This window comes from Pantoea sp. JZ2 (genome assembly GCF_035191405.1).
Taxonomy (GTDB): Bacteria; Pseudomonadota; Gammaproteobacteria; order Enterobacterales; family Enterobacteriaceae; genus Pantoea; species Pantoea stewartii.
Genome location: NZ_CP045247.1, coordinates 1,888,820 through 1,906,280, shown reverse-complemented (window position 1 = coordinate 1,906,280; position 17,461 = coordinate 1,888,820). Strand labels below are relative to the sequence as shown.

Genomic DNA, 17,461 nt, shown 5'->3' with positions numbered 1-17,461 from the left:
GCCCGTTCGGAACACCAGAACGGGCAGTGTGATGTCCCTTACATTCAGCCGATTGCCGCCGTCCCTTTATAACACCTCAGACCAGCTCATAATCAGCTTTGCCTGCACAGGATCGGCCAGCAGGCTGGGATCGGGTTGCCAGCTGTCCCAGTCGCGGAACGCGCTGAAATCAAGCCCGGTGAGTGTTTCCAGTGAACGAATCGAAACGCGGTATTCGTCCACCTGCGGGACCGCTTCCGGCTGCTGAAGCGGCAGTACGCGGCGCGGCTCGTCCAGCAACTTATCCTGACTGACCAGCAGTGCGGTGGCCTGCGGCGTGCCCTGCGGCCCGATGCGCAGTACCACTTTCCAGAACATCAGCGGCACCTGTAAGTTCCCGTATTGCCGGTGCTGATCGTTAAGTACCGGTCCGGTCAGCACGCTAATCTGCTGTTTGGTTTTTAACACACCATATTCCAGGATGTAGCGCTCAACACCTTGCCAGTACTGCACACTCTGGTTAAAGCGAAAATGCTGCGGTGAACAGTTGGTAAAATGAAACGTGTCTTTATTGGCGCGCACTGCTTCGGCCGCAGTGCCCCAGGTAGGATCGCTACGGCGGGTGAGATGGCCCCGATCAAACCAGCGGCTGAATTCACTATAGAACGCCTGGCCGGTGATATAGCGACTGTCGATACGGCTGTCTTCATACCAGCGGTCGCCTTCAGGGAGCAGCGAAGGTTGTCCACTGCCGCGGTCAATATTGATGTAGCGCGCACCATCAATATTGGTGGCTGTGAAAAAGGCCAGCTTCCGCCCTGCGCTCATGATCAGCGAGAAGTGCTCATAATCCAGCGTGGCTTCTGCACCGCTGCGCCCATTACGCAGCGGTGCGACTTCACTGGCGCGTGGCGCGATAATGCCGGCGACATCAACATGCGTGCCCGACAGAAAGCCCGCCTGATAACCGTCGCGATTAGCGTAATTTTCATCGGGTGCAGCGGCACTGGGCAACACCTGTTCCGCTGCAGGCTCAGCCTTGAGCGCCTGCATCAGCGACGATTGCCAGGCTTCAGGTAACGTCGGCAGCGCGCCTTTAAGCCAGTCGGTAAGCGCGCTGATGCGGATGCCTTCATTGACCCATTTTCCGTTCTCTTCCACGCCGCCGTGATGAAGCGCCACCAGCTGCCAGCTGTCATTGAAAACGGGTGCGCCCGACGAGCCACCTTCGCTGTCGGCTTCGTAGTGCAAAAACTCTTCATGACGGGCTAACAGTGCATTATTGCGCAGCGAGACCTGCTGCGGCGCACCGCCGGGATGGTGGATAAGATTAAGGTGGATGCCCAACGCATGTTTATCGTTGCGGTCATTGAGCGCCAGCGGCAGCGGTTGCTCGCCACTGTCGTCAAGCGCGTCGCCTAACGCGATCAGCGTGCAGTCCAATGCTTCGGTCGGGCTGGTGAGCCAGAAGCGTTCCGCATCCACACTGAAAAGACGTCCCTGAATCATCTCACCCGCTTCCCCCTGGCGGTAGCCAAACTGAAGCGTAATACGGCCTTTTTCAGGCGGTTCAGGTAACAAATGGTGATTCGTGACAAACAGGTTGCCCCAGGTTAAAAACCCACTGCCTTTGGGTACGCCATCTTCCCTGACCAGTGCCACCGCCCTGGCGGCGCTCAGCCCCTGCTGCAAAAAAGAGACGGGCAGCAAATCATTCGTGCCGATGATGACCTGTTGTCTGGCGCGTTGCTGAAAGGCATAACGCTGTGCGCGTCGTGAATCAGGTTCCGCTGGCAGACCCTGACTCAGCGCCGTGCGCGTCTGTTGCCGCTGTCCGGCTGTCAACGCCAGCCTTGCGGCAATCTGTGCTTGCAGTTGCTCGTTCATTCACTTCTCCATGGTCGACGGTGCCCCTTTAACCATAGCTGTTTAAAACGGAGTACGCGGCAGGTGAGCATACCAACGGGCATACTGCACTTTTGCACTGAGAGGCGAACGACATCACCAGGCTGTTGATTCAGCCTCGTGCGGAAGGGCTTTGCCCCTGGGGGATAAGCGGCGAACAGTCAGAGAGGGAGTGGATAGCAGGCGCATAAAAACGGATGCGCGTCTGGCCGCTGTCAGGCGCGAACGCAAAGGTCACGTCCGGGCCTTCAGTCTTACTTTTTCTTATCCAGCATTGCCTTTAAATCCGCAAAGGGATTATAGGTGGCTTCGCCCACGTCTTTTTGCGCGTCCTCACCCGCCACAACCCGGGTGCCATACTGGTCAGCTTCCGTATACTTCGAGTGTTCGTGATCGTGGCAGTACAGGCACAGCAATTCCCAGTTACTGCCATCTTCCGGGTTATTGGTGTGGTCGTGATCAATATGATGAACCGTTAATTCACGCAGGTTGGAATAGACAAACTCGCGCGAACAGCGCCCACAAACCCATGGATAGATTTTCAGGGCTTTCTCACGGTAGCCACTTTCAAGCCGTGAGTAGTTTTTTGGAATCAACGCCATGACGATATTACCTGTGATAAAGAGTGTTTGAGACAAGCTACAGGGACGAATGCTGCATACTACGTCCGTGGATGGCGCAACGCCAGCCTTCTGCGGTGCGTTTGTGGCTGTGGTAAGGAAGACGTAGCACGCTATCGCTTACCGATATGCTGTGGAAACCTGTGGCGCGAATGCACTCGAAGTGTATGAACAAAAGCAGGCTATGCACGTTTATCAAAAGCTGGGCTTTGCCATCCTGGGCCGCCTGGAACAGGATGGTCAGGCTAATCCGTTTACTTTGTTGCATAGGCATCAATGATGCGGGTCGCACTCACCTGTCCGGCATGGGTGCTGTGATAAAACCATTTTATGGATGAAGAAGAGCAGGAATGCGCAAAGTTGCGCTTGAAACAACCAGAATGCTGAATCCTTCAGCAAACAGACTGTCCGGCGCGAAAACCGCTTTGACTCAGTAAGATCAGTCCATTACTATGCGCCCTGTAGCACGATTCCTCTGTAGTTCAGTCGGTAGAACGGCGGACTGTTAATCCGTATGTCACTGGTTCGAGTCCAGTCAGAGGAGCCAGATTAGAAAAACCCGCTCAGGGAAACAGGAGCGGGTTTTTGTTAGTCTCTTAAACTCTCTCTGCGCCCGAACAGTCGTTTCAGTCAACACCGGGTTGTCAAGATAAACCGCTTCGCTCTCCAGTATTAAACCATTCACTCGCTGTTCGCTAATATAAAACACTCGTTTATCAACGGTTTATAGACCGAAATATACGCCGGGTGCTAGTGTTTCGCCTTATAACAAAAATATTAACCCTTGAGGCGATTAATGAGAAAGCGTGTGCTGTATTTTGCTTTAACGATGATATTGACAGGATGTGTAGCCCGTTCTCATGAACCCGATCCACTACAAGTGCAGCTTGCCAGTTACGGTACGCTGCCAGACACTTATAAAACGGATGTCAAAAATACGTTTTATTATCATCTGAAAGATCCTTACAGCGCGCATTATCGTTTTTTTAAACCTTTTAAAGGATATACCTGGGTAATGAATGTGCCCGAAGATAAAGAAGAATTGATGTTTGGCTGGGTCATCCCCGGCGTGATTAATGCAAAAAACAGTTTTGGCGCTTATGTCGGCGCGCGCAGATTCGTGGTGATTTATTCAAATGGTCAATACCACAATCTTTACTACACGAAAGGCACGAAAAAAATCGGGCGGGCACCTTAAAACAGCATTCAGTTTTCTGAACCATTAACACGCCATGGTCAATGGCGTGTTTTTCAAATCACAGCGATAAAGGCGCAGAGTTTCGCGGAATGAATGCCCATTGTGTTGCCTGATATTAGCTCTGCCCACGCCAGAAACTTCAAAAAGCCTTTTATGGCATCCCGGCTTTTCCGTCATTTCCTGTTCTTTATAACTGTCGCGTCAACGCTACGTTCAACGCGGCTGAGTCCGGCTGCATCACAGATGCTGCATAAGATTCAGCCAGTCATATCAGCGTGTATTTTTAACCGGATAAGCGGTCAGCGGTTTGATCTCTTTAAGCACAAACATACTTTGCATCTCTTTAATGCGCGGCAATCTGCGTACTACAGACATGGCGAACTCCGCATAAGTTTCCAGATCGCTCGCCACAACCTGTAGCAGGAAATCGGCATCACCACCGATACTGTAGCAGGCCACCACATCATCCAGCGCCGTGACCTGTTGCTCGAATTTTTTTGCCTCATCCTCGCTGTGGCAATCAATAACCACACGAATAAACACCATGACCCCGGCGCCGATTTTTTTGCGGTCCAGTACAGCCCGGTACCCCTGAATGACGCCCTGCTCTTCCAGCCTGCGCACTTTACGCCAGCACGGTGAGGCAGACATACCAATCTTGTCAGCCAGTTCCTGATTAGTAATACGGGCATCGTCCTGTAAAACACGCAGGATTTTCATTTCTGTCTTATCAAGCAGCATACCGGTCAATTCCTTTCGCTACATTTCGTTTATGAGGTTAATTCTTGCAAAGAATACGATAAATGAATGTGATTGAGACAGCCTATTTCTGTCTCGCCAGGACATACTGTTTTCAGGTGCTGTACAAGGTGCAGATCAAAAGAAATGGCCGGACAGGGCAGATTAAGGCGGCAGACGAGTCCGGGTTGTCTTCGTCGTGCCGCTTTTCATGGCCAGCCTGTCTGGATTTTATCCCGACATAACATTTATGAAGGAAAGACGATGCCTGCGATAACAGAATTACTGCCTTATATACTGGCGCTGGGTCTGGCCGCGGCCATTCCCGGCCCGGGCATGACAGCGATCGTGGCCCGTACCCTTAACGGGGGCTCTCTGGCGGGTTTTGCTGCGCTTGCAGGCGTGATAATGGGCGATTTATTTTATTTGACGCTCGCCGTATTTGGCCTGGCCGTTGTCGCTCATACCTATACCGGACTGTTTACACTGATTAACTGGGCTGCGGCGCTCTATTTAGCTTTTCTGGCCTGGCAGTTCTGGTCTTATCAGCCGCATTCCATCACGCTGGACCAAAAGGTGACGCACAAGCAACTGACTTCTGCCTGGCTGTCAGGCCTGACCATCACACTGGGCAACCCGAAAACAATCGCGTTTTATCTGGTCATATTACCGCTTGTGATATCGCTGGAGAGCATATCCTTAACATTCTGGGCAGCCAGACTGGTGCCCGTTACCGCAGCGGTACTGCTGATGGTCGGGGCCATGTTTATTCTGGCGGCAGTAAGCGTTCGCGCATTACTGACCAGCCAACGTGCACAGCGCATCATGTTTAAATCGGTCGGCGTTATCATGCTGCTGGCCGCCATCGGTATGATACTGAAAACGCTTTAATGCCGTGACCGAGGTGACACGGCCTCCCGTGCGACGTCAGAACAGACTGATTAATCTTCATTTGCTCTCGGTATAAGTAACAGCCCTGATCCGCTGTGGTAACATCTTGCCCTTACCTTCTCGTTACCAGGCGCCCTGTTGAGCACTATGTCAGACACTACGAAACGCAAAAATGATCCTGAAGGACTTAAAAAGCGCATTCTTGCGAGCGCACTGACGACCTTTGCTGAGTTTGGTATGCAAGGCGCCCGTCTTGAGCAAATTGCTGAAAATGCCCAGACGACTAAACGAATGGTGGTTTACCATTTTGGCAATAAGGAACAGCTCTATATCGATGCGCTGGAACAGGTTTACCAGCAGATCAGGGAGCATGAAACTGGCCTGAATCTGGTCTCGCTCGCCCCTGAGCAGGCCATCATAAAACTGGTTGAAGCCAGCTTCGATTACCATGTTTCCCACCCGGATTTTGTGCGTCTGATCTGTATGGAGAACCTGTCTCGCGGCCGCTACATCTCGCAGTCTGCCCGTCTGAGCCAGCTGAACCGCAGTGCGCTGGACTTACTGGACGATATTCTGAGCCGGGGACAGCAGCAGGGACTGTTCATCAAAGAGATCGAGACACTGGACGTCCATCGCCTGATCAGCAGTATTTGTGTGCATCAGGTCTCCAACCGCTTCACCTTCAATACGCTGTTTAGTCGGGACAAAAATGAAGACGAGATCATCCGTCGTAATCGCCAGCTCGCCGTCACGGCAACGCTGCGCTACATCGGTTGCTCACGCCACGCGTCCTGAGCGCTGAAAAGGATAGTCTATGCTTAAGTGGTAATAACAATATCACTTAAGTAAGGAAAGCAGCTTGAGCAGAGACGCCAGCCTTTATCCGCTTCGCCAGACGCAGCGTGAACCTCATGACAATACACTCTGGAACTGGGCGCAAAACGCGCCGATTGGTACACAACAGCAGGTAAAACGCCCTGCCAATGAGGCGGCTTTGCAGCAGTTACTGCGCGACACTCACAACACAGTGCGCGTTATTGGCAAAACCTACTCACCCGGCAGAATGCTGGCTGTGCATCCCGACGATCTGCTGCTGGATCTGAGCGCCTTTACCGGCCTGCTCCGCAGCGATGCTCACAGCGTTACGTTTGCAGGCGCCACACCGCTCGAACAGATCTACAGCACCCTGACAGACATGGACCGCATGCTGGCCTCTTCGCCGGGCGTGATCTCCGTGCAGACGCTGGCCGGTGCGATGGCAACCGGTACTCACGGCCAGGGTCTGCAGCAAAGCTCCATTGCGGATGAAGCCGAGCAGATCCGTCTGGTGCTGAGTGACGGATCCATACGGGAGCTGTCGCGCGGTGACGACGATTTTGCGGCGGCGCTGGTGTCGCTCGGCACCCTGGGCATCGTGACCGAAGTGACGTTGCGCACCCAACCGTTCCGCATCTTCACCTGCCACAAGAATGCGGTTTCGGCGGACAACCTGGAAAGCGATCTGCTGCGCTGGAATGAGGATTATGCACTCAGTAAGGCCTGGTGGTTTGTTGACGATAACATCATGCACGTCTGGAATGCACATCAGGCCAGCTACGATGAGATCCAGCGTTACGAGCAGTCAGGACGCGAAGTAGTAGAACATGCCGATGAAGGTGATGACAGCCTGAACGATACTATCGAACAGACGCTGGAGCACATGCATCGCGATACGCAGATTCACGGTAAAGGCGGCAAACAGTTCCGCACTGTGACTCGCTTTCGCGACTTTACCGATGTCACAGGCGACATCTACCAACTGTTCTGTCGCGGTATCGCCGTGCCGCAGATCAACGTTGAAATTGGCGTTCCGCTGGCGCGCACGCCGGCGATCATCAGCAAGATCAAACGCTGGTATGCCGAAAATCGTCCGCACATGCACTATCCGATTATCCTGCGCTGCACCGGTGCCTCATCCGCCTGGCTGAGCCCCGCCTTCGACCAGCCCACCTGCTTCTTTGGCTTTGTCGTTTATTACGCGGATGATGGATCGCTTTCTGAGGCCGGCCTGCACTTTTTAAGCGAGGTGGAGAAACTGCTGGCCGAAGAAGGTGGGCGTCCGCACTGGGGTAAATATTACGATGCCTCGCTCTACCACTGGCGGGATCTCTATCCACACTGGGACCGCTTTCGTGCCCTGCGTGAACAACTTGATCCGCACCACCGCTTCAGCAACGTCTATACCGCTGCACTGTTTGAATAATTTAAAAAAGGGATGTTATGTTTGCCTGGGTAACGTTACTGACACAACCGGATTATCTGGTGGGCGTGAAAGCGCTGCACCGATCACTGCAACAGACGAAAACACGCTGGCCACTGCTTGTGATGGCCACCAATGCTATCAGTGACAGCGAGTGTGAAGCCCTCAGGGATGAGGGCTGTATTATCCGCCGGGTTGATCCGCTTTATCCGGACAATGATTTGAATCAGCATTATGCCTCTGAACGCTTTGGCGAGGTCTGGACTAAGCTGCGCGCCTGGCAGTTGACCGAGTATCGGCGCGTGGTCTTCCTGGATGCTGACATGCTCATCTTAAAGAATATGGATGAACTGTTTACACTGGACCTGGGTGACTTCGTGCTGGCCGCCTGCCACGCCTGCCGCTGTAATCCCAATCAGATTGAGTCCTATCCTGACAGTTGGGAGCCCGAGTTCTGCCACTATACCTGGCAGGAGCGCGAGCAGACGCCGCCGGCTCATGTGGATTATTACCTGAACGGTGGATTCCTGGTGCTGGAACCGGATGAGGCTGTCTTTAACGATCTTGAAGCGCGTATTGCTGCCATTGATGACCTGCGCGCCTATGCCTTCTCAGAACAGGACTTGCTCAACGAAGCTTTTAAAGATAAATGGCTGCCCCTTTCCTATATTTATAACGCGCTAAAAACGCTTCGTTTTCAGCACGATACGTTGTGGGAATGTAAAGAGGTGAAGAACCTGCACTACATTCTGGCGAAGCCCTGGGAGCGGGATTTGTCACAGCCGGTGAGCCAGCGTGACCGCTATTACGCGATGGACAAGCTGTGGTGGGACAAAGCATCTGACTGCTGATAACAACGTGCGCCTGCCTGTCCGCAGGCGCACAGGTTCCCGTCTGTGCATTAAAGTATGCTGTAACTACTATCAGACTTCCTGCCAGCACCGCTCTGTGGCGGACCGCGCAATCGCCTCCAGCACCTTTTGTACCTGCAAACCTTCGGCAAAATCCGGCCACATACGATCGCCTGCGGCGACGCCATTAATCAGATCGCGTATTTCCACGGTCTTTTGATCGTTGAAGCCGATACCGTGGCCTGCTGACACACAGAAACTGGCGTAATCCGGATGAGCAGGCCCGGTCAGAATCCTTTTGAAGCCCTGACGCCCTGCGGGTTCATCATGCAGATAGAGTTCAAGCTCTGCCATCCGTTCCTGTGTATAGCGCAGCGTGCCTTTAGTGCCCGTCACCACATAGGTCAGGCCCATCTTGGCTCCGCAGGCAATGCGCGAGGTTTCAATCACGCCGTGCGCCCCGTTCTGGAAACGCAGCAATGCGCTGGCCTGATCTTCGTTTTCAACCGGTAACTGACGACTGAGATCTTTCGGGTCAGGACGCGACCTGATGACCGTCATCATATCGCCGCTGACTTCCACAATATTGCCGACCAGATAATGCGCCATATTAACGATATGCGCAGCCAGATCGCCCAGGGCGCCCAGTCCGGCCAGCGCTTTTTGGCAGTGCCAGTCGAGCGGAGTGTCAGGTTTTGCCAGATAGTCCTCATTGTGCGTGCCATAAAAGTGCACCACTTCGCCGATTTCGCCTCGGGCAATAATCTCTTTCGCCAGCTGACTGGTGGGGTTTTTCATGTAATTGAAGCCCACCAGCGTTTTCACGCCAGCCTTTGCCGCGGCTTCCACCATTTCCCGGGCATCCGCCACGGTCAGGGAAAGTGGCTTTTCGGAATAGACATGTTTACCGTTAGCAATCGCAGCCAGCGCCATCTCTTTGTGCAGAAAATTGGGCGCACAGATATCCACCACATCAATATTGGGATCGCACACCAGCTCACGCCAGTCACCGGTTGAGCGGGCAAACCCAAAGGTGGCGGCCTGCTTTGCCGCCAGTTCCGGATTCACCTCTGCCAGCATCTCACGGACAATCTGCCCTTTTAACGCAAACACCGCAGGGGCCTGGGCATAAGCAATCGCATGACAGCGGCCAATGTAGCCACTGCCGATCATGCCGATTCTGACTTTGTTCATTTGGACTCCGGGCGGACAGCGAAAGTTGAAATGAAATTTAAATTCCATTTATGAGCATTTCAAACTAAAAATGAAATAAATGTGACGAACATAAAGAACAATCGTTACTGTCCAGTCCAATGCGATGTTTTACGCGGTTTGGGTTTCTGTTTACGCAATAAGAAACCCTGTGAAGCCGCTTGTTAGCGTTAGCGATACGGCACAACGCACAGAGTTGGCGAGTATTTCAGCAATCAGACACTTTTATGAAAAAGAGCTTTGACAAGCCTGCACGACGTCGATAATATGCGCCCCGTTCAAACGATTCCTCTGTAGTTCAGTCGGTAGAACGGCGGACTGTTAATCCGTATGTCACTGGTTCGAGTCCAGTCAGAGGAGCCAGATTTAGAGAAGCCCGCTCAGGGAAACCTGAGCGGGCTTTTTGTTTTGGGAATGGCCTGAAATACGCAACAATCCAGGTCGCGTTATAGCGCAGGGAACTTAACGCAGGCGCTGCTCCGGCTGCGCTACTTCTTACCTACGATAAAACCCGCTACCGCGCGTAAGCCATCGATGATCGGCATCGTTGCCGCCCCCGCCAGGAAGTCCTCGTAATCCGCCTGGTTACGTCGGCGAATATCCGCAAAGCGAGCGAGTGCCTTTTTCTCACTGGACGCACTCACCTCCTCAAATTGCTTTTCATAGCCCTGCGCAATGAGCTGGGTAGCGTTGTCTGTAGACGATTTTTCCAGCACGACAATCTGCTTACCCTTTTGGAAAAAACAGTAATGTGGCATGTCAGGCTCCTTAAACGGGGCGGTTGATTCTGTAACTATAAACGGTGGTGAGAGCAACACAACCCTTAACGCGCTCGGGAAAGGTTCTCTTCTGACTCCGGTGTCTCGACCTGCAACACGATACAGCCTTTGCTGATCTCTGCCCTTACCTTCGTCCCCGTCTCGAATCCCAATTCACGTAACCATTTGCCACTAATGTTCAGTGCAGGTGTGCTGGTGTCCCCGAATTTAGGTACATAACCAACTGTATAATGTCGCTGGGTTTTAAATGAGGCCGCCGTAAGTGCAGCGTCAGAAGATCGGGCATTCATCGTCATTTGCAAACTCCTGGTCAATAAGGTGAGTCCATCATTCGCGAGGCCATTTGACGCGATACAGGCCGGATGAGGCTGTATCTGCTTCTGGTGCACCAGCACCGGGTTTGCGCCTTCAGACAGCCCGCTTACTGTTTATGTCTGCAAGACATCAATGAGTTACAAGAGTGCCGACGCGCTGATATCGGGAGGTTTTCTTACTGGGCTGGTCCCGCTATCGGGTCTGACAAACGCTTGTAAACCATAACGATTTTAGCGGATGACAACAAGTCAGGACCTGGAAGCTAACTCGCATAACGTTGACAATATTCTGCTGTCTGTCCCGTCCGGCCCTGCGGCCGACTGTTAATGCGCCTCCAACGCATACGGCGCGCCAACTGACACGCCGTATGCGCGAATGGTTGATGTGAATGGTGGGACCTGAAGCCTGACTTTTGGCAGGCGCAAAGCAATACCGTTTACCCGGGCGGAAAAGCGCGGGATAACCTTTATCCGCGCAGGGTAACTTATCTGAGAAGTGAGTCGGTAAACGCAAAATCCACGGCGTATGCTTTAACCGGTAAGGTGGTCAGTCTGCTTACCTTTATCAAGACGTGAATTCACCGTCCGGTACGCTAAGCGGGCTTGCCGTCTGAATAGCGTTGCCTTCAGACAGCTTTTCGCCATTCCTTACGGGAATTTTAAGTTAATCAGATTACTGTACTGCGTGCGTGAAAGAGAAAGGGGTGCCTGGTTTTTAAAAAAAACCTTCACAAACTCGGCACTTGTGCCATACAGCTCCACACGCTGATATTCATGGCGGATAAATTGCTGAAGGATGGGCGTCATGTCCCGCGCATGATCCTGGGGCCAGGCGTTATGGGATGCCACGGTTTGCTCAAAGGTGAGGGGCGTACGCATTTGATCGTCGGGTTTAAAATTAGCGCGTTTACGCTCCGCTTCTGTTTTGAAGTCTTCAAAGGCTTCATGTGCAGTATTAAAGAGATCCGCGAGTGCTTTGATATGGGCAGCCATCTGATTAACGGCAACGGTTTTTTTGTTGACGAAGTAGGCGCCTGCCGCAGAAAAGAGTGCCGCCAGTACAGGAAGAGAGCCCCGTCCAATAATACTTCCAAGACCCTGGTAAGCGGACCATAAAACCACACCTGTAGCGCCAGTAGAGCTTGATATCGCACCTGTCGCAATCGAACTTGCCTGCTGAACTCTGACGCCGCCAATACGATTGTCAAGGTGCCGAATTTCTCCGCCAGGCCTCCTGGCTGAAGCCGACTCTTCGTTCCAGGTTTTATAACGACGGTTATTATCTTCTTTATAATTCGACATCGCATAAGCAATCTGGCTGGTATCGGTTTTACTCAGCCGGGCGATTTCCGCTGGTTCAAACGATCTGACTAAAATCAGCGCTTCATCAAGCACCTCTTTGGACAGAAAGTTAGCGGAACCCGCAGGATTAAAACGAGGGTCCGTAGTCAGGCCCTCAATAAGACTCACTTTTGGAAATGCCATAACGCCCTCACTTTTTGATGCCGCGCGACGAAGTCATTAGTTTTCTTTATTTTGTTTAATATCCCAGCCCATCTGTACAGAAGCGGCTTTCGTTCCCTGAGAAGCCTGTTCCCAGTATTCCAGTGCCACTTTGCTGCCCTGAAAGGAATATTGCATACCCAGTGTTGACGCGTGCCCGACGCCGGTGAAGTCAGTCTGTGTCACCAGGACATCCTCAAGTGTGATGCGGGTATACTCCACTTCCTGTCCACCCGCCTTGCAAACGGACAGCTGAACTTTCGGCAGATGTTTACCACTGGCGCAATATTTCACTAATGCAGGCGTGGCCTTATCAATTAAGGCCTCAACGGTTAAATCGCGGTAATTTACTTTACCTGCTCCCCCACCGCCGCCAACGGTCATATTCCCTGGCTGCTGCGCGCCCCAGTCAAATGAAAGTACATCAATCCATTTTTTATGATTCGCATTTTGCGACTCACCTTCAATCCCGTCTATCTTCAAAAATATATCAATAGCCATTTTTCACCTTTATATTTACGGGCAGATTAACTCAGCTCTCTTTATTTTGTTTAATATCCCAACCGGCTTTGCTTTCCGCACCTTTAGTCCCGCTGGCGCTTTGCTCCCAATAGCTGGTAGAAACTTTAGATGCCTGAAAGGCATAGTCCACAACAATAGTGTCACTTTGCCCGATACCGTTGAAATTCGTTGCGGTGACCAGAACATCTTCCAGCACAATTTTCGTGTACTCAATCTGACTACCGCCAGCTTTGCAAACCGACAGTTCAACTTTTGAAACATGCTTTCCGCTGGAACAGTATTTAAGAATGGCTGGCGTGGATTTATCGATTAAGGCTTTGATCCGCAGATCGTTAAAACTCACTTTCCCCGCGCCACCACCGCCGCCAACAGCCATATTGCCGGGTTGTGAAGCCCCCCACTCAAATGAGAGTACGTCGGTCCATCCTTTATGTTTACTGTCCTGTGATTCACCTGTGGTGCCTTCAACTTTCAAATAAATATCGATCGCCATTCTTTTTTCCGGTTAGTTTGGGGTGGGACAAAAAGCACGATGCACATCGCCAGGCTGAGACATTTCGTCAGCATCAGTGCCATCTTAAATTCAGGATAAGCACCGGCCTGTCATTTCTGTTCGCTATAAAGTGGAAATAAAAAGATGACTGCGTTATTCACGCAGCAATTAGGGATAGTTAATCAGGCAACGATTCTTTCTACGCCCTTTACTCATTAATAAAATTAACATGAGTTCATGTCAATTAATTTACAACGCGCATGATTTTATTGAGATAAATCCGAAAGAATTATTCTTAATAAGAAATTGTGTCGCGACGAAATAGTTTTTTAAAATAAAAAAACGGTATTCACTGCTACGTAACCGGGAGAGAAGACAGGACATCAGGATGGAAAAGAATGAAAAACCCCGCGCAATCCGGACTGCGCGGGGGCCTTATTCTCACAGAATCAGTTAGCGTTTAACGCCAGCCTAATTCAGGAGCGACATACTTCAGAATCGCTTCAATCACATGGGCATTATATTCCACGCCCAACTGATTCGGCACGGTGAGCAGCAAGGTGTCCGCTTCGGCAATCGCCTGATCCTCTGCCAGCAGTTTGATCAGCTTTTCGGGTTCAGCCGCGTAACTGCGACCGAAAATGGCGCGGGTTTTCTCATCCAGAAAACCGACGGAATCCTGATCCTGACCACTGCGACCAAAGTAAGCGCGGTCCATATCATTCACCAGCGCGAAGATACTGCGGCTGACGGAAACCCGCGGTTCACGTTGATGCCCTGCCGCTTTCCAGGCGTCACGGTAGGCGCGAATCTGTTTGGCCTGCTGGATGTGGAACGGCTCGCCGGTTTCATCATCTTTCAGCGTCGAGCTTTGCAGATTCATGCCCATTTTCGCTGCCCATACTGCGGTGGCGTTGGAACCCGAGCCCCACCAGATACGCTCACGTAAGCCTTCCGACAGCGGTTCAAGACGCAGCAAGCCCGGTGGATTGGGGAACATTGGCTGGGGATTCGGTTTAGCAAAGCCTTCGCCACGCAGCGCATCCAGGAACACTTCCGTATGGCGACGGCCCATGTCCGCATCCGTCTCGCCTTCCTGCGGCACGTAGCCGAAGTAACGCCAGCCATCAATCACCTGCTCGGGTGAACCACGGCTCAGTCCCAACTGTAAGCGACCGTTGGAAATCAGATCCGCAGCGCTGGCATCCTCCACCATATAAAGCGGATTTTCATAGCGCATGTCGATCACGCCAGTCCCTATTTCAATTTTTTTGGTGCGTGCACCGACCGCAGCCAGCAGCGGGAACGGCGAGCTGAGCTGACGGGCGAAGTGGTGCACACGAAAATAGGCCCCATCCGCGCCCAGTTCTTCCGCTGCGACGGCCAGGTCGATAGATTGCAGCAACACATCCTGGGCAGAACGCGTGGCGGACTGCGGCGAGGGCGTCCAGTGGCCAAATGAGAGAAAACCAATCTTTTTCATCTGTAACATCTCCTGGCGAAAGACGGGTGCTTTCGCATGATAAACATCGATGAAATAAGGTTACGCCAGCCATGTAATGAGGGATAGTGAATATACTTAAGCACTATATTCAAGATTTTTGACATAGGTCGCGCTCAATGGAACACGATCAATGCGCGATTCTGTGCCCATGCGGAATGTAATAATGCTTGCGGGCAGAATGAGTTTTAACGCATAACTAAACTTTCTGTCCTGCATCTGGACAGGCGCGTTTAACAGAGGGAAAAGGGATGCGTATTTTACTGGTAGGTGCGGGTGCAACCGGCGGTTATTTTGGTGCGCGGCTGATGCAGGCCGGACAGGATGTGACCTTTCTGGTCCGTGAAGGCCGTTTCCGTCAGTTACAACAAACGGGCCTGGTGCTGCAGACCCCATCAGGGCAGGAAACGCTGCATCCGACGTTGATCACTGCCGACAGCCTGGACACGCATTACGACTTAATCATCATCACGGTCAAAAGCACCGGTCTGGATCAGGCCATCCAGGACATTGCGCGGGCTGTCGGTCCGCACACGCTGATCATGCCGATCCTGAATGGCATGCGGCATATTGATACGCTGGTCACCCACTTTGGTGCCGACAGGGTGCTCGGTGGGCTGTGCAAAATTAACGCCACGCTGAACGACCAGGGCCATGTGGTGCAGTTAACGCCTCTGCACCAGATCTGTTACGGCGCGCTGGATGGTAATAATGATGCCCGGCTTCAGCAGGTTGATGTTGCCCTTCGCAGCAGTGTGGTCGACACAGTTTTTACCGACAACATTATCGGTGAATTATGGGAAAAATGGCTGCTGCTGAGCACGCTCGGTGCCGTGTGCTGCCTGGCGCGGGGGAATACGCAACAGGTGCTGAACCAGCCAGGCGGCGAGTTGTTGCTTCAGGGCATTTATAGCGAAGTGCTGCAGATTATCTGTGCTGAGGGCTACCAACCGCGCCCGGCCGTGACCGCCAAAATCTACGCGCTGCTGAACGACCCGTCGACGCCGATGACCTCCTCAATGTATCGTGATTTGACCCAGGGCTTTGCGATTGAAGCCGACCCGATCATTGGCGACCTGCTGTTACGTGCCAGCCGTCATGGCATCACTGCACCGCTGTTGAACGCGGTCAATGTCAACCTGCAGATCTATCAACAGAACCGTTAAACACGGATGTGATGAGCACGCAGCCACGCCGTTGCACGACGCGTGGGTAACGGAAATTTGTTACACTCGCTGCCTCATCTTTTGGAGGAAGAATGACGTCCCGCTCTGTGACCCTTGATGATGTTGCCCAACTGGCGGGCGTTTCCTATCAAACCGTTTCTCGTGTGCTTAATCGCTCTGAGCAGGTTTCTCCCCGTACCCGCGAAAAAGTGGAAGCGGCGATGCAACAGCTCAACTACGTTCCCAATCGGGTTGCGCAGCAGTTAGCGGGTAAAGCCACGCGGACCCTTGGCCTGGCCACCAGCAATCTGGCGTTAATGGCCCCAGCGCAGATTGCCTCGGCAATACAGCAGCGCGCCGCCAGAGCCGGCTACCATTTAGTCATTGCCATGGACAGCGCGGACGATGCCGAAGCCACGGTGAATGAACTGATGGCGCAGCGCGTTGATGCCGTGCTGATTAATATGCCGCTTGAGGCCGCCGACGCGGAAAAAATCCGTCATCTGTGTGGCAAAAAACCGGTACTGTTTCTGGATGCTGAACCGCACGCCGTTGTGTCTCATTGCCAGTACTCCAATGAAAAAGGGGCGCGGGCCGCAGTTGAGCATCTCGTCGCGCTCGGACATACGCACATCGGCCTGCTGAATGGTCCGGTTCGCTCGGTATCGGCCCGTCAGCGTGAAGCGGTCTGGCGCCAGGCGCTGGCCGGTCACGGTCTGTCTCCCTGTTGTGTGCTGCGCGGCGACTGGAGTGCCCAGTCGGGCTACCAGGCTATGCTGTCTCAGTTACCGGACGCGCTGCCCCAGGCGCTGCTGGTAGCGAATGATGAAATGGCGCTGGGTGCCATGCGGGCATTGCATCAGCATGGCGTGGCGATTCCGGCTGAAATCTCCATTGTCGGCTACGATGACACGGCAGAAAGCGCCTGGTACCAGCCGCCGCTGACCACGATTCGTCAGGATCTCCAGCAACTGGGTGCCACGAGCGTGGAGCAGGCGCTGGCCGCGCTGCAGGGAGAAGCGGTCGCGTCACGGACGCTGGAGCCGGTACTGGTCGTACGGGAAACCACCGCCGCGCCGGCCAGCAAAGACGCAGACTTATCCGCGCTGGCCCGTCAGTTACAGCAGATTGCCCGCAAGCTGTCCCGCTGATCGCGGACGCAAAAAAACCCGCCCAACCGGATGGCTGGAGCGGGCTGGTTATCCGCGATAATACGCGTTGCCTTATGGCGTTTTCGTCTCGCCCACGCCCATGGTCTTGAGCTTTTTAGACAGCTCGCGGCGCTCTTTAGACAGGTCAGCGTTTTTGATGATGTACTCATCCACGCGATCTTCATAGTCAGCACGCATGCTGGCGATGATTTCCTGAATCGCCTCAACGCTCATGCCGGGTTTGATGTATTCGCTCAGGTTATCCAGCAGCAGCACACGCTTTTGGTTGTCACGAATTTTCTTCTCATTATCGACGATTTCACGCTGCAGTTTGTTCTTGCGGCGGAACGTACGGACAAACTCAAGTACGTCCTGAAATGATTGCTTGGCATTTTCCAT

At 52.9% G+C, this 17,461-nt stretch carries 19 protein-coding genes and 2 tRNA genes; 9 read left to right on the top strand and 12 right to left on the bottom strand.

What is annotated here, in order from left to right:
* Nucleotides 1-66: 66 nt before the first annotated feature.
* From GC087_RS09300 to GC087_RS09290, 3 genes are all read right to left on the bottom strand, one after another.
* On the bottom strand, nucleotides 67-1,866 hold the full coding sequence (locus tag GC087_RS09300; protein WP_133745348.1) for a DNA/RNA non-specific endonuclease: 1,800 nt from the start codon (nucleotides 1,864-1,866) through the stop codon (nucleotides 67-69).
* Nucleotides 1,867-2,138: 272 nt separating this feature from the next.
* On the bottom strand, nucleotides 2,139-2,486 hold the full coding sequence (gene yajD / locus GC087_RS09295) for an HNH nuclease YajD (RefSeq protein WP_033740398.1): 348 nt from the start codon (nucleotides 2,484-2,486) through the stop codon (nucleotides 2,139-2,141).
* 37 nt (nucleotides 2,487-2,523) lie between these two features.
* Nucleotides 2,524-2,772 (bottom strand): hypothetical protein, encoded by a 249-nt coding sequence (locus GC087_RS09290; protein WP_324030382.1) that lies wholly within the window; start codon nucleotides 2,770-2,772, stop codon nucleotides 2,524-2,526.
* A gap of 203 nt (nucleotides 2,773-2,975) precedes the next feature.
* Here GC087_RS09290 and GC087_RS09285 point away from each other — a divergent pair.
* Both GC087_RS09285 and GC087_RS09280 read left to right on the top strand, forming a co-directional pair.
* Nucleotides 2,976-3,051, top strand: a tRNA-Asn gene (locus tag GC087_RS09285).
* A gap of 249 nt (nucleotides 3,052-3,300) precedes the next feature.
* Complete coding sequence (locus GC087_RS09280) at nucleotides 3,301-3,702, top strand: hypothetical protein (protein WP_324030381.1); 402 nt, start codon at nucleotides 3,301-3,303, stop codon at nucleotides 3,700-3,702.
* Between the two features lie 270 nt (nucleotides 3,703-3,972).
* On the opposite strand, the gene GC087_RS09275 is transcribed toward GC087_RS09280, so the two are convergent.
* On the bottom strand, nucleotides 3,973-4,443 hold the full coding sequence (locus GC087_RS09275; RefSeq protein WP_324030379.1) for an Lrp/AsnC family transcriptional regulator: 471 nt from the start codon (nucleotides 4,441-4,443) through the stop codon (nucleotides 3,973-3,975).
* A 261-nt stretch (nucleotides 4,444-4,704) separates the two neighbouring features.
* Here GC087_RS09275 and GC087_RS09270 point away from each other — a divergent pair, with 261 nt between their 5' ends.
* The 4 genes from GC087_RS09270 to GC087_RS09255 all read left to right on the top strand — a co-directional run bounded on the left by GC087_RS09270 (nucleotide 4,705) and on the right by GC087_RS09255 (nucleotide 8,421).
* A complete protein-coding gene (locus GC087_RS09270) occupies nucleotides 4,705-5,331 on the top strand; it encodes a LysE family translocator (RefSeq protein ID WP_324030377.1) in 627 nt (208 codons plus the stop codon).
* A gap of 147 nt (nucleotides 5,332-5,478) precedes the next feature.
* Nucleotides 5,479-6,126, top strand: a complete 648-nt coding sequence (locus GC087_RS09265) for a TetR/AcrR family transcriptional regulator (protein WP_324030375.1) — start codon at nucleotides 5,479-5,481, stop codon at nucleotides 6,124-6,126.
* A gap of 64 nt (nucleotides 6,127-6,190) precedes the next feature.
* Entirely contained in the window at nucleotides 6,191-7,573 is a 1,383-nt protein-coding gene (locus GC087_RS09260) for a D-arabinono-1,4-lactone oxidase (protein ID WP_324030374.1), read from the top strand.
* Between the two features lie 17 nt (nucleotides 7,574-7,590).
* Nucleotides 7,591-8,421, top strand: coding sequence for a glycosyltransferase family 8 protein (locus GC087_RS09255; RefSeq protein WP_039338083.1), 831 nt, complete (start codon nucleotides 7,591-7,593; stop codon nucleotides 8,419-8,421).
* 72 nt (nucleotides 8,422-8,493) lie between these two features.
* Here GC087_RS09255 and GC087_RS09250 read toward each other — a convergent pair whose 3' ends face one another.
* A complete protein-coding gene (locus tag GC087_RS09250; RefSeq protein ID WP_324030373.1) occupies nucleotides 8,494-9,615 on the bottom strand; it encodes a Gfo/Idh/MocA family protein in 1,122 nt (373 codons plus the stop codon).
* 305 nt (nucleotides 9,616-9,920) lie between these two features.
* Here GC087_RS09250 and GC087_RS09245 point away from each other — a divergent pair.
* Nucleotides 9,921-9,996 (top strand) — tRNA-Asn (locus GC087_RS09245).
* Nucleotides 9,997-10,121: 125 nt separating this feature from the next.
* On the opposite strand, the gene GC087_RS09240 is transcribed toward GC087_RS09245, so the two are convergent.
* From GC087_RS09240 to GC087_RS09215, 6 genes are all read right to left on the bottom strand, one after another.
* The gene (locus GC087_RS09240) at nucleotides 10,122-10,391 is read right to left on the bottom strand and encodes a hypothetical protein (RefSeq protein WP_033740406.1); all 270 of its coding nucleotides are present in this window, start codon (nucleotides 10,389-10,391) and stop codon (nucleotides 10,122-10,124) included.
* Between the two features lie 65 nt (nucleotides 10,392-10,456).
* A complete protein-coding gene (locus tag GC087_RS09235; RefSeq protein ID WP_033740409.1) occupies nucleotides 10,457-10,708 on the bottom strand; it encodes a SymE family type I addiction module toxin in 252 nt (83 codons plus the stop codon).
* 666 nt (nucleotides 10,709-11,374) lie between these two features.
* On the bottom strand, nucleotides 11,375-12,211 hold the full coding sequence (locus tag GC087_RS09230; protein WP_324030372.1) for a hypothetical protein: 837 nt from the start codon (nucleotides 12,209-12,211) through the stop codon (nucleotides 11,375-11,377).
* 36 nt (nucleotides 12,212-12,247) lie between these two features.
* Nucleotides 12,248-12,730 (bottom strand): Hcp family type VI secretion system effector, encoded by a 483-nt coding sequence (locus GC087_RS09225; RefSeq protein ID WP_324030370.1) that lies wholly within the window; start codon nucleotides 12,728-12,730, stop codon nucleotides 12,248-12,250.
* Nucleotides 12,731-12,761: 31 nt separating this feature from the next.
* The gene (locus tag GC087_RS09220) at nucleotides 12,762-13,244 is read right to left on the bottom strand and encodes an Hcp family type VI secretion system effector (RefSeq protein WP_039338087.1); all 483 of its coding nucleotides are present in this window, start codon (nucleotides 13,242-13,244) and stop codon (nucleotides 12,762-12,764) included.
* A 460-nt stretch (nucleotides 13,245-13,704) separates the two neighbouring features.
* Nucleotides 13,705-14,727 carry an LLM class flavin-dependent oxidoreductase gene (locus GC087_RS09215; RefSeq protein WP_054633503.1) on the bottom strand — a complete coding sequence of 341 codons (1,023 nt, stop codon included), beginning with the start codon at nucleotides 14,725-14,727 and terminating at the stop codon, nucleotides 13,705-13,707.
* A 269-nt stretch (nucleotides 14,728-14,996) separates the two neighbouring features.
* Between GC087_RS09215 and GC087_RS09210 the strand changes: the two genes are divergently transcribed.
* Both GC087_RS09210 and GC087_RS09205 read left to right on the top strand, forming a co-directional pair.
* Nucleotides 14,997-15,911 carry a ketopantoate reductase family protein gene (locus GC087_RS09210; protein WP_324030368.1) on the top strand — a complete coding sequence of 305 codons (915 nt, stop codon included), beginning with the start codon at nucleotides 14,997-14,999 and terminating at the stop codon, nucleotides 15,909-15,911.
* A 92-nt stretch (nucleotides 15,912-16,003) separates the two neighbouring features.
* Nucleotides 16,004-17,062, top strand: coding sequence for a LacI family DNA-binding transcriptional regulator (locus GC087_RS09205; protein WP_324030366.1), 1,059 nt, complete (start codon nucleotides 16,004-16,006; stop codon nucleotides 17,060-17,062).
* Between the two features lie 72 nt (nucleotides 17,063-17,134).
* On the opposite strand, the gene tmaR is transcribed toward GC087_RS09205, so the two are convergent.
* Complete coding sequence (tmaR, locus tag GC087_RS09200; RefSeq protein WP_033740422.1) at nucleotides 17,135-17,461, bottom strand: PTS system regulator TmaR; 327 nt, start codon at nucleotides 17,459-17,461, stop codon at nucleotides 17,135-17,137.

Coding starts and splice junctions, on each gene's coding strand:
- GC087_RS09300 (WP_133745348.1), bottom strand. CDS start 1,866: ATGAACGAGCAACTGCAAGCACAGATTGCCGCAAGGCTGGCGTTGACA.
- yajD (WP_033740398.1), bottom strand. CDS start 2,486: ATGGCGTTGATTCCAAAAAACTACTCACGGCTTGAAAGTGGCTACCGT.
- GC087_RS09290 (WP_324030382.1), bottom strand. CDS start 2,772: ATGCAACAAAGTAAACGGATTAGCCTGACCATCCTGTTCCAGGCGGCC.
- GC087_RS09280 (WP_324030381.1), top strand. CDS start 3,301: ATGAGAAAGCGTGTGCTGTATTTTGCTTTAACGATGATATTGACAGGA.
- GC087_RS09275 (WP_324030379.1), bottom strand. CDS start 4,443: ATGCTGCTTGATAAGACAGAAATGAAAATCCTGCGTGTTTTACAGGAC.
- GC087_RS09270 (WP_324030377.1), top strand. CDS start 4,705: ATGCCTGCGATAACAGAATTACTGCCTTATATACTGGCGCTGGGTCTG.
- GC087_RS09265 (WP_324030375.1), top strand. CDS start 5,479: ATGTCAGACACTACGAAACGCAAAAATGATCCTGAAGGACTTAAAAAG.
- GC087_RS09255 (WP_039338083.1), top strand. CDS start 7,591: ATGTTTGCCTGGGTAACGTTACTGACACAACCGGATTATCTGGTGGGC.
- GC087_RS09250 (WP_324030373.1), bottom strand. CDS start 9,615: ATGAACAAAGTCAGAATCGGCATGATCGGCAGTGGCTACATTGGCCGC.
- GC087_RS09240 (WP_033740406.1), bottom strand. CDS start 10,391: ATGCCACATTACTGTTTTTTCCAAAAGGGTAAGCAGATTGTCGTGCTG.
- GC087_RS09235 (WP_033740409.1), bottom strand. CDS start 10,708: ATGACGATGAATGCCCGATCTTCTGACGCTGCACTTACGGCGGCCTCA.
- GC087_RS09230 (WP_324030372.1), bottom strand. CDS start 12,211: ATGGCATTTCCAAAAGTGAGTCTTATTGAGGGCCTGACTACGGACCCT.
- GC087_RS09225 (WP_324030370.1), bottom strand. CDS start 12,730: ATGGCTATTGATATATTTTTGAAGATAGACGGGATTGAAGGTGAGTCG.
- GC087_RS09220 (WP_039338087.1), bottom strand. CDS start 13,244: ATGGCGATCGATATTTATTTGAAAGTTGAAGGCACCACAGGTGAATCA.
- GC087_RS09215 (WP_054633503.1), bottom strand. CDS start 14,727: ATGAAAAAGATTGGTTTTCTCTCATTTGGCCACTGGACGCCCTCGCCG.
- GC087_RS09210 (WP_324030368.1), top strand. CDS start 14,997: ATGCGTATTTTACTGGTAGGTGCGGGTGCAACCGGCGGTTATTTTGGT.
- GC087_RS09205 (WP_324030366.1), top strand. CDS start 16,004: ATGACGTCCCGCTCTGTGACCCTTGATGATGTTGCCCAACTGGCGGGC.
- tmaR (WP_033740422.1), bottom strand. CDS start 17,461: ATGGAAAATGCCAAGCAATCATTTCAGGACGTACTTGAGTTTGTCCGT.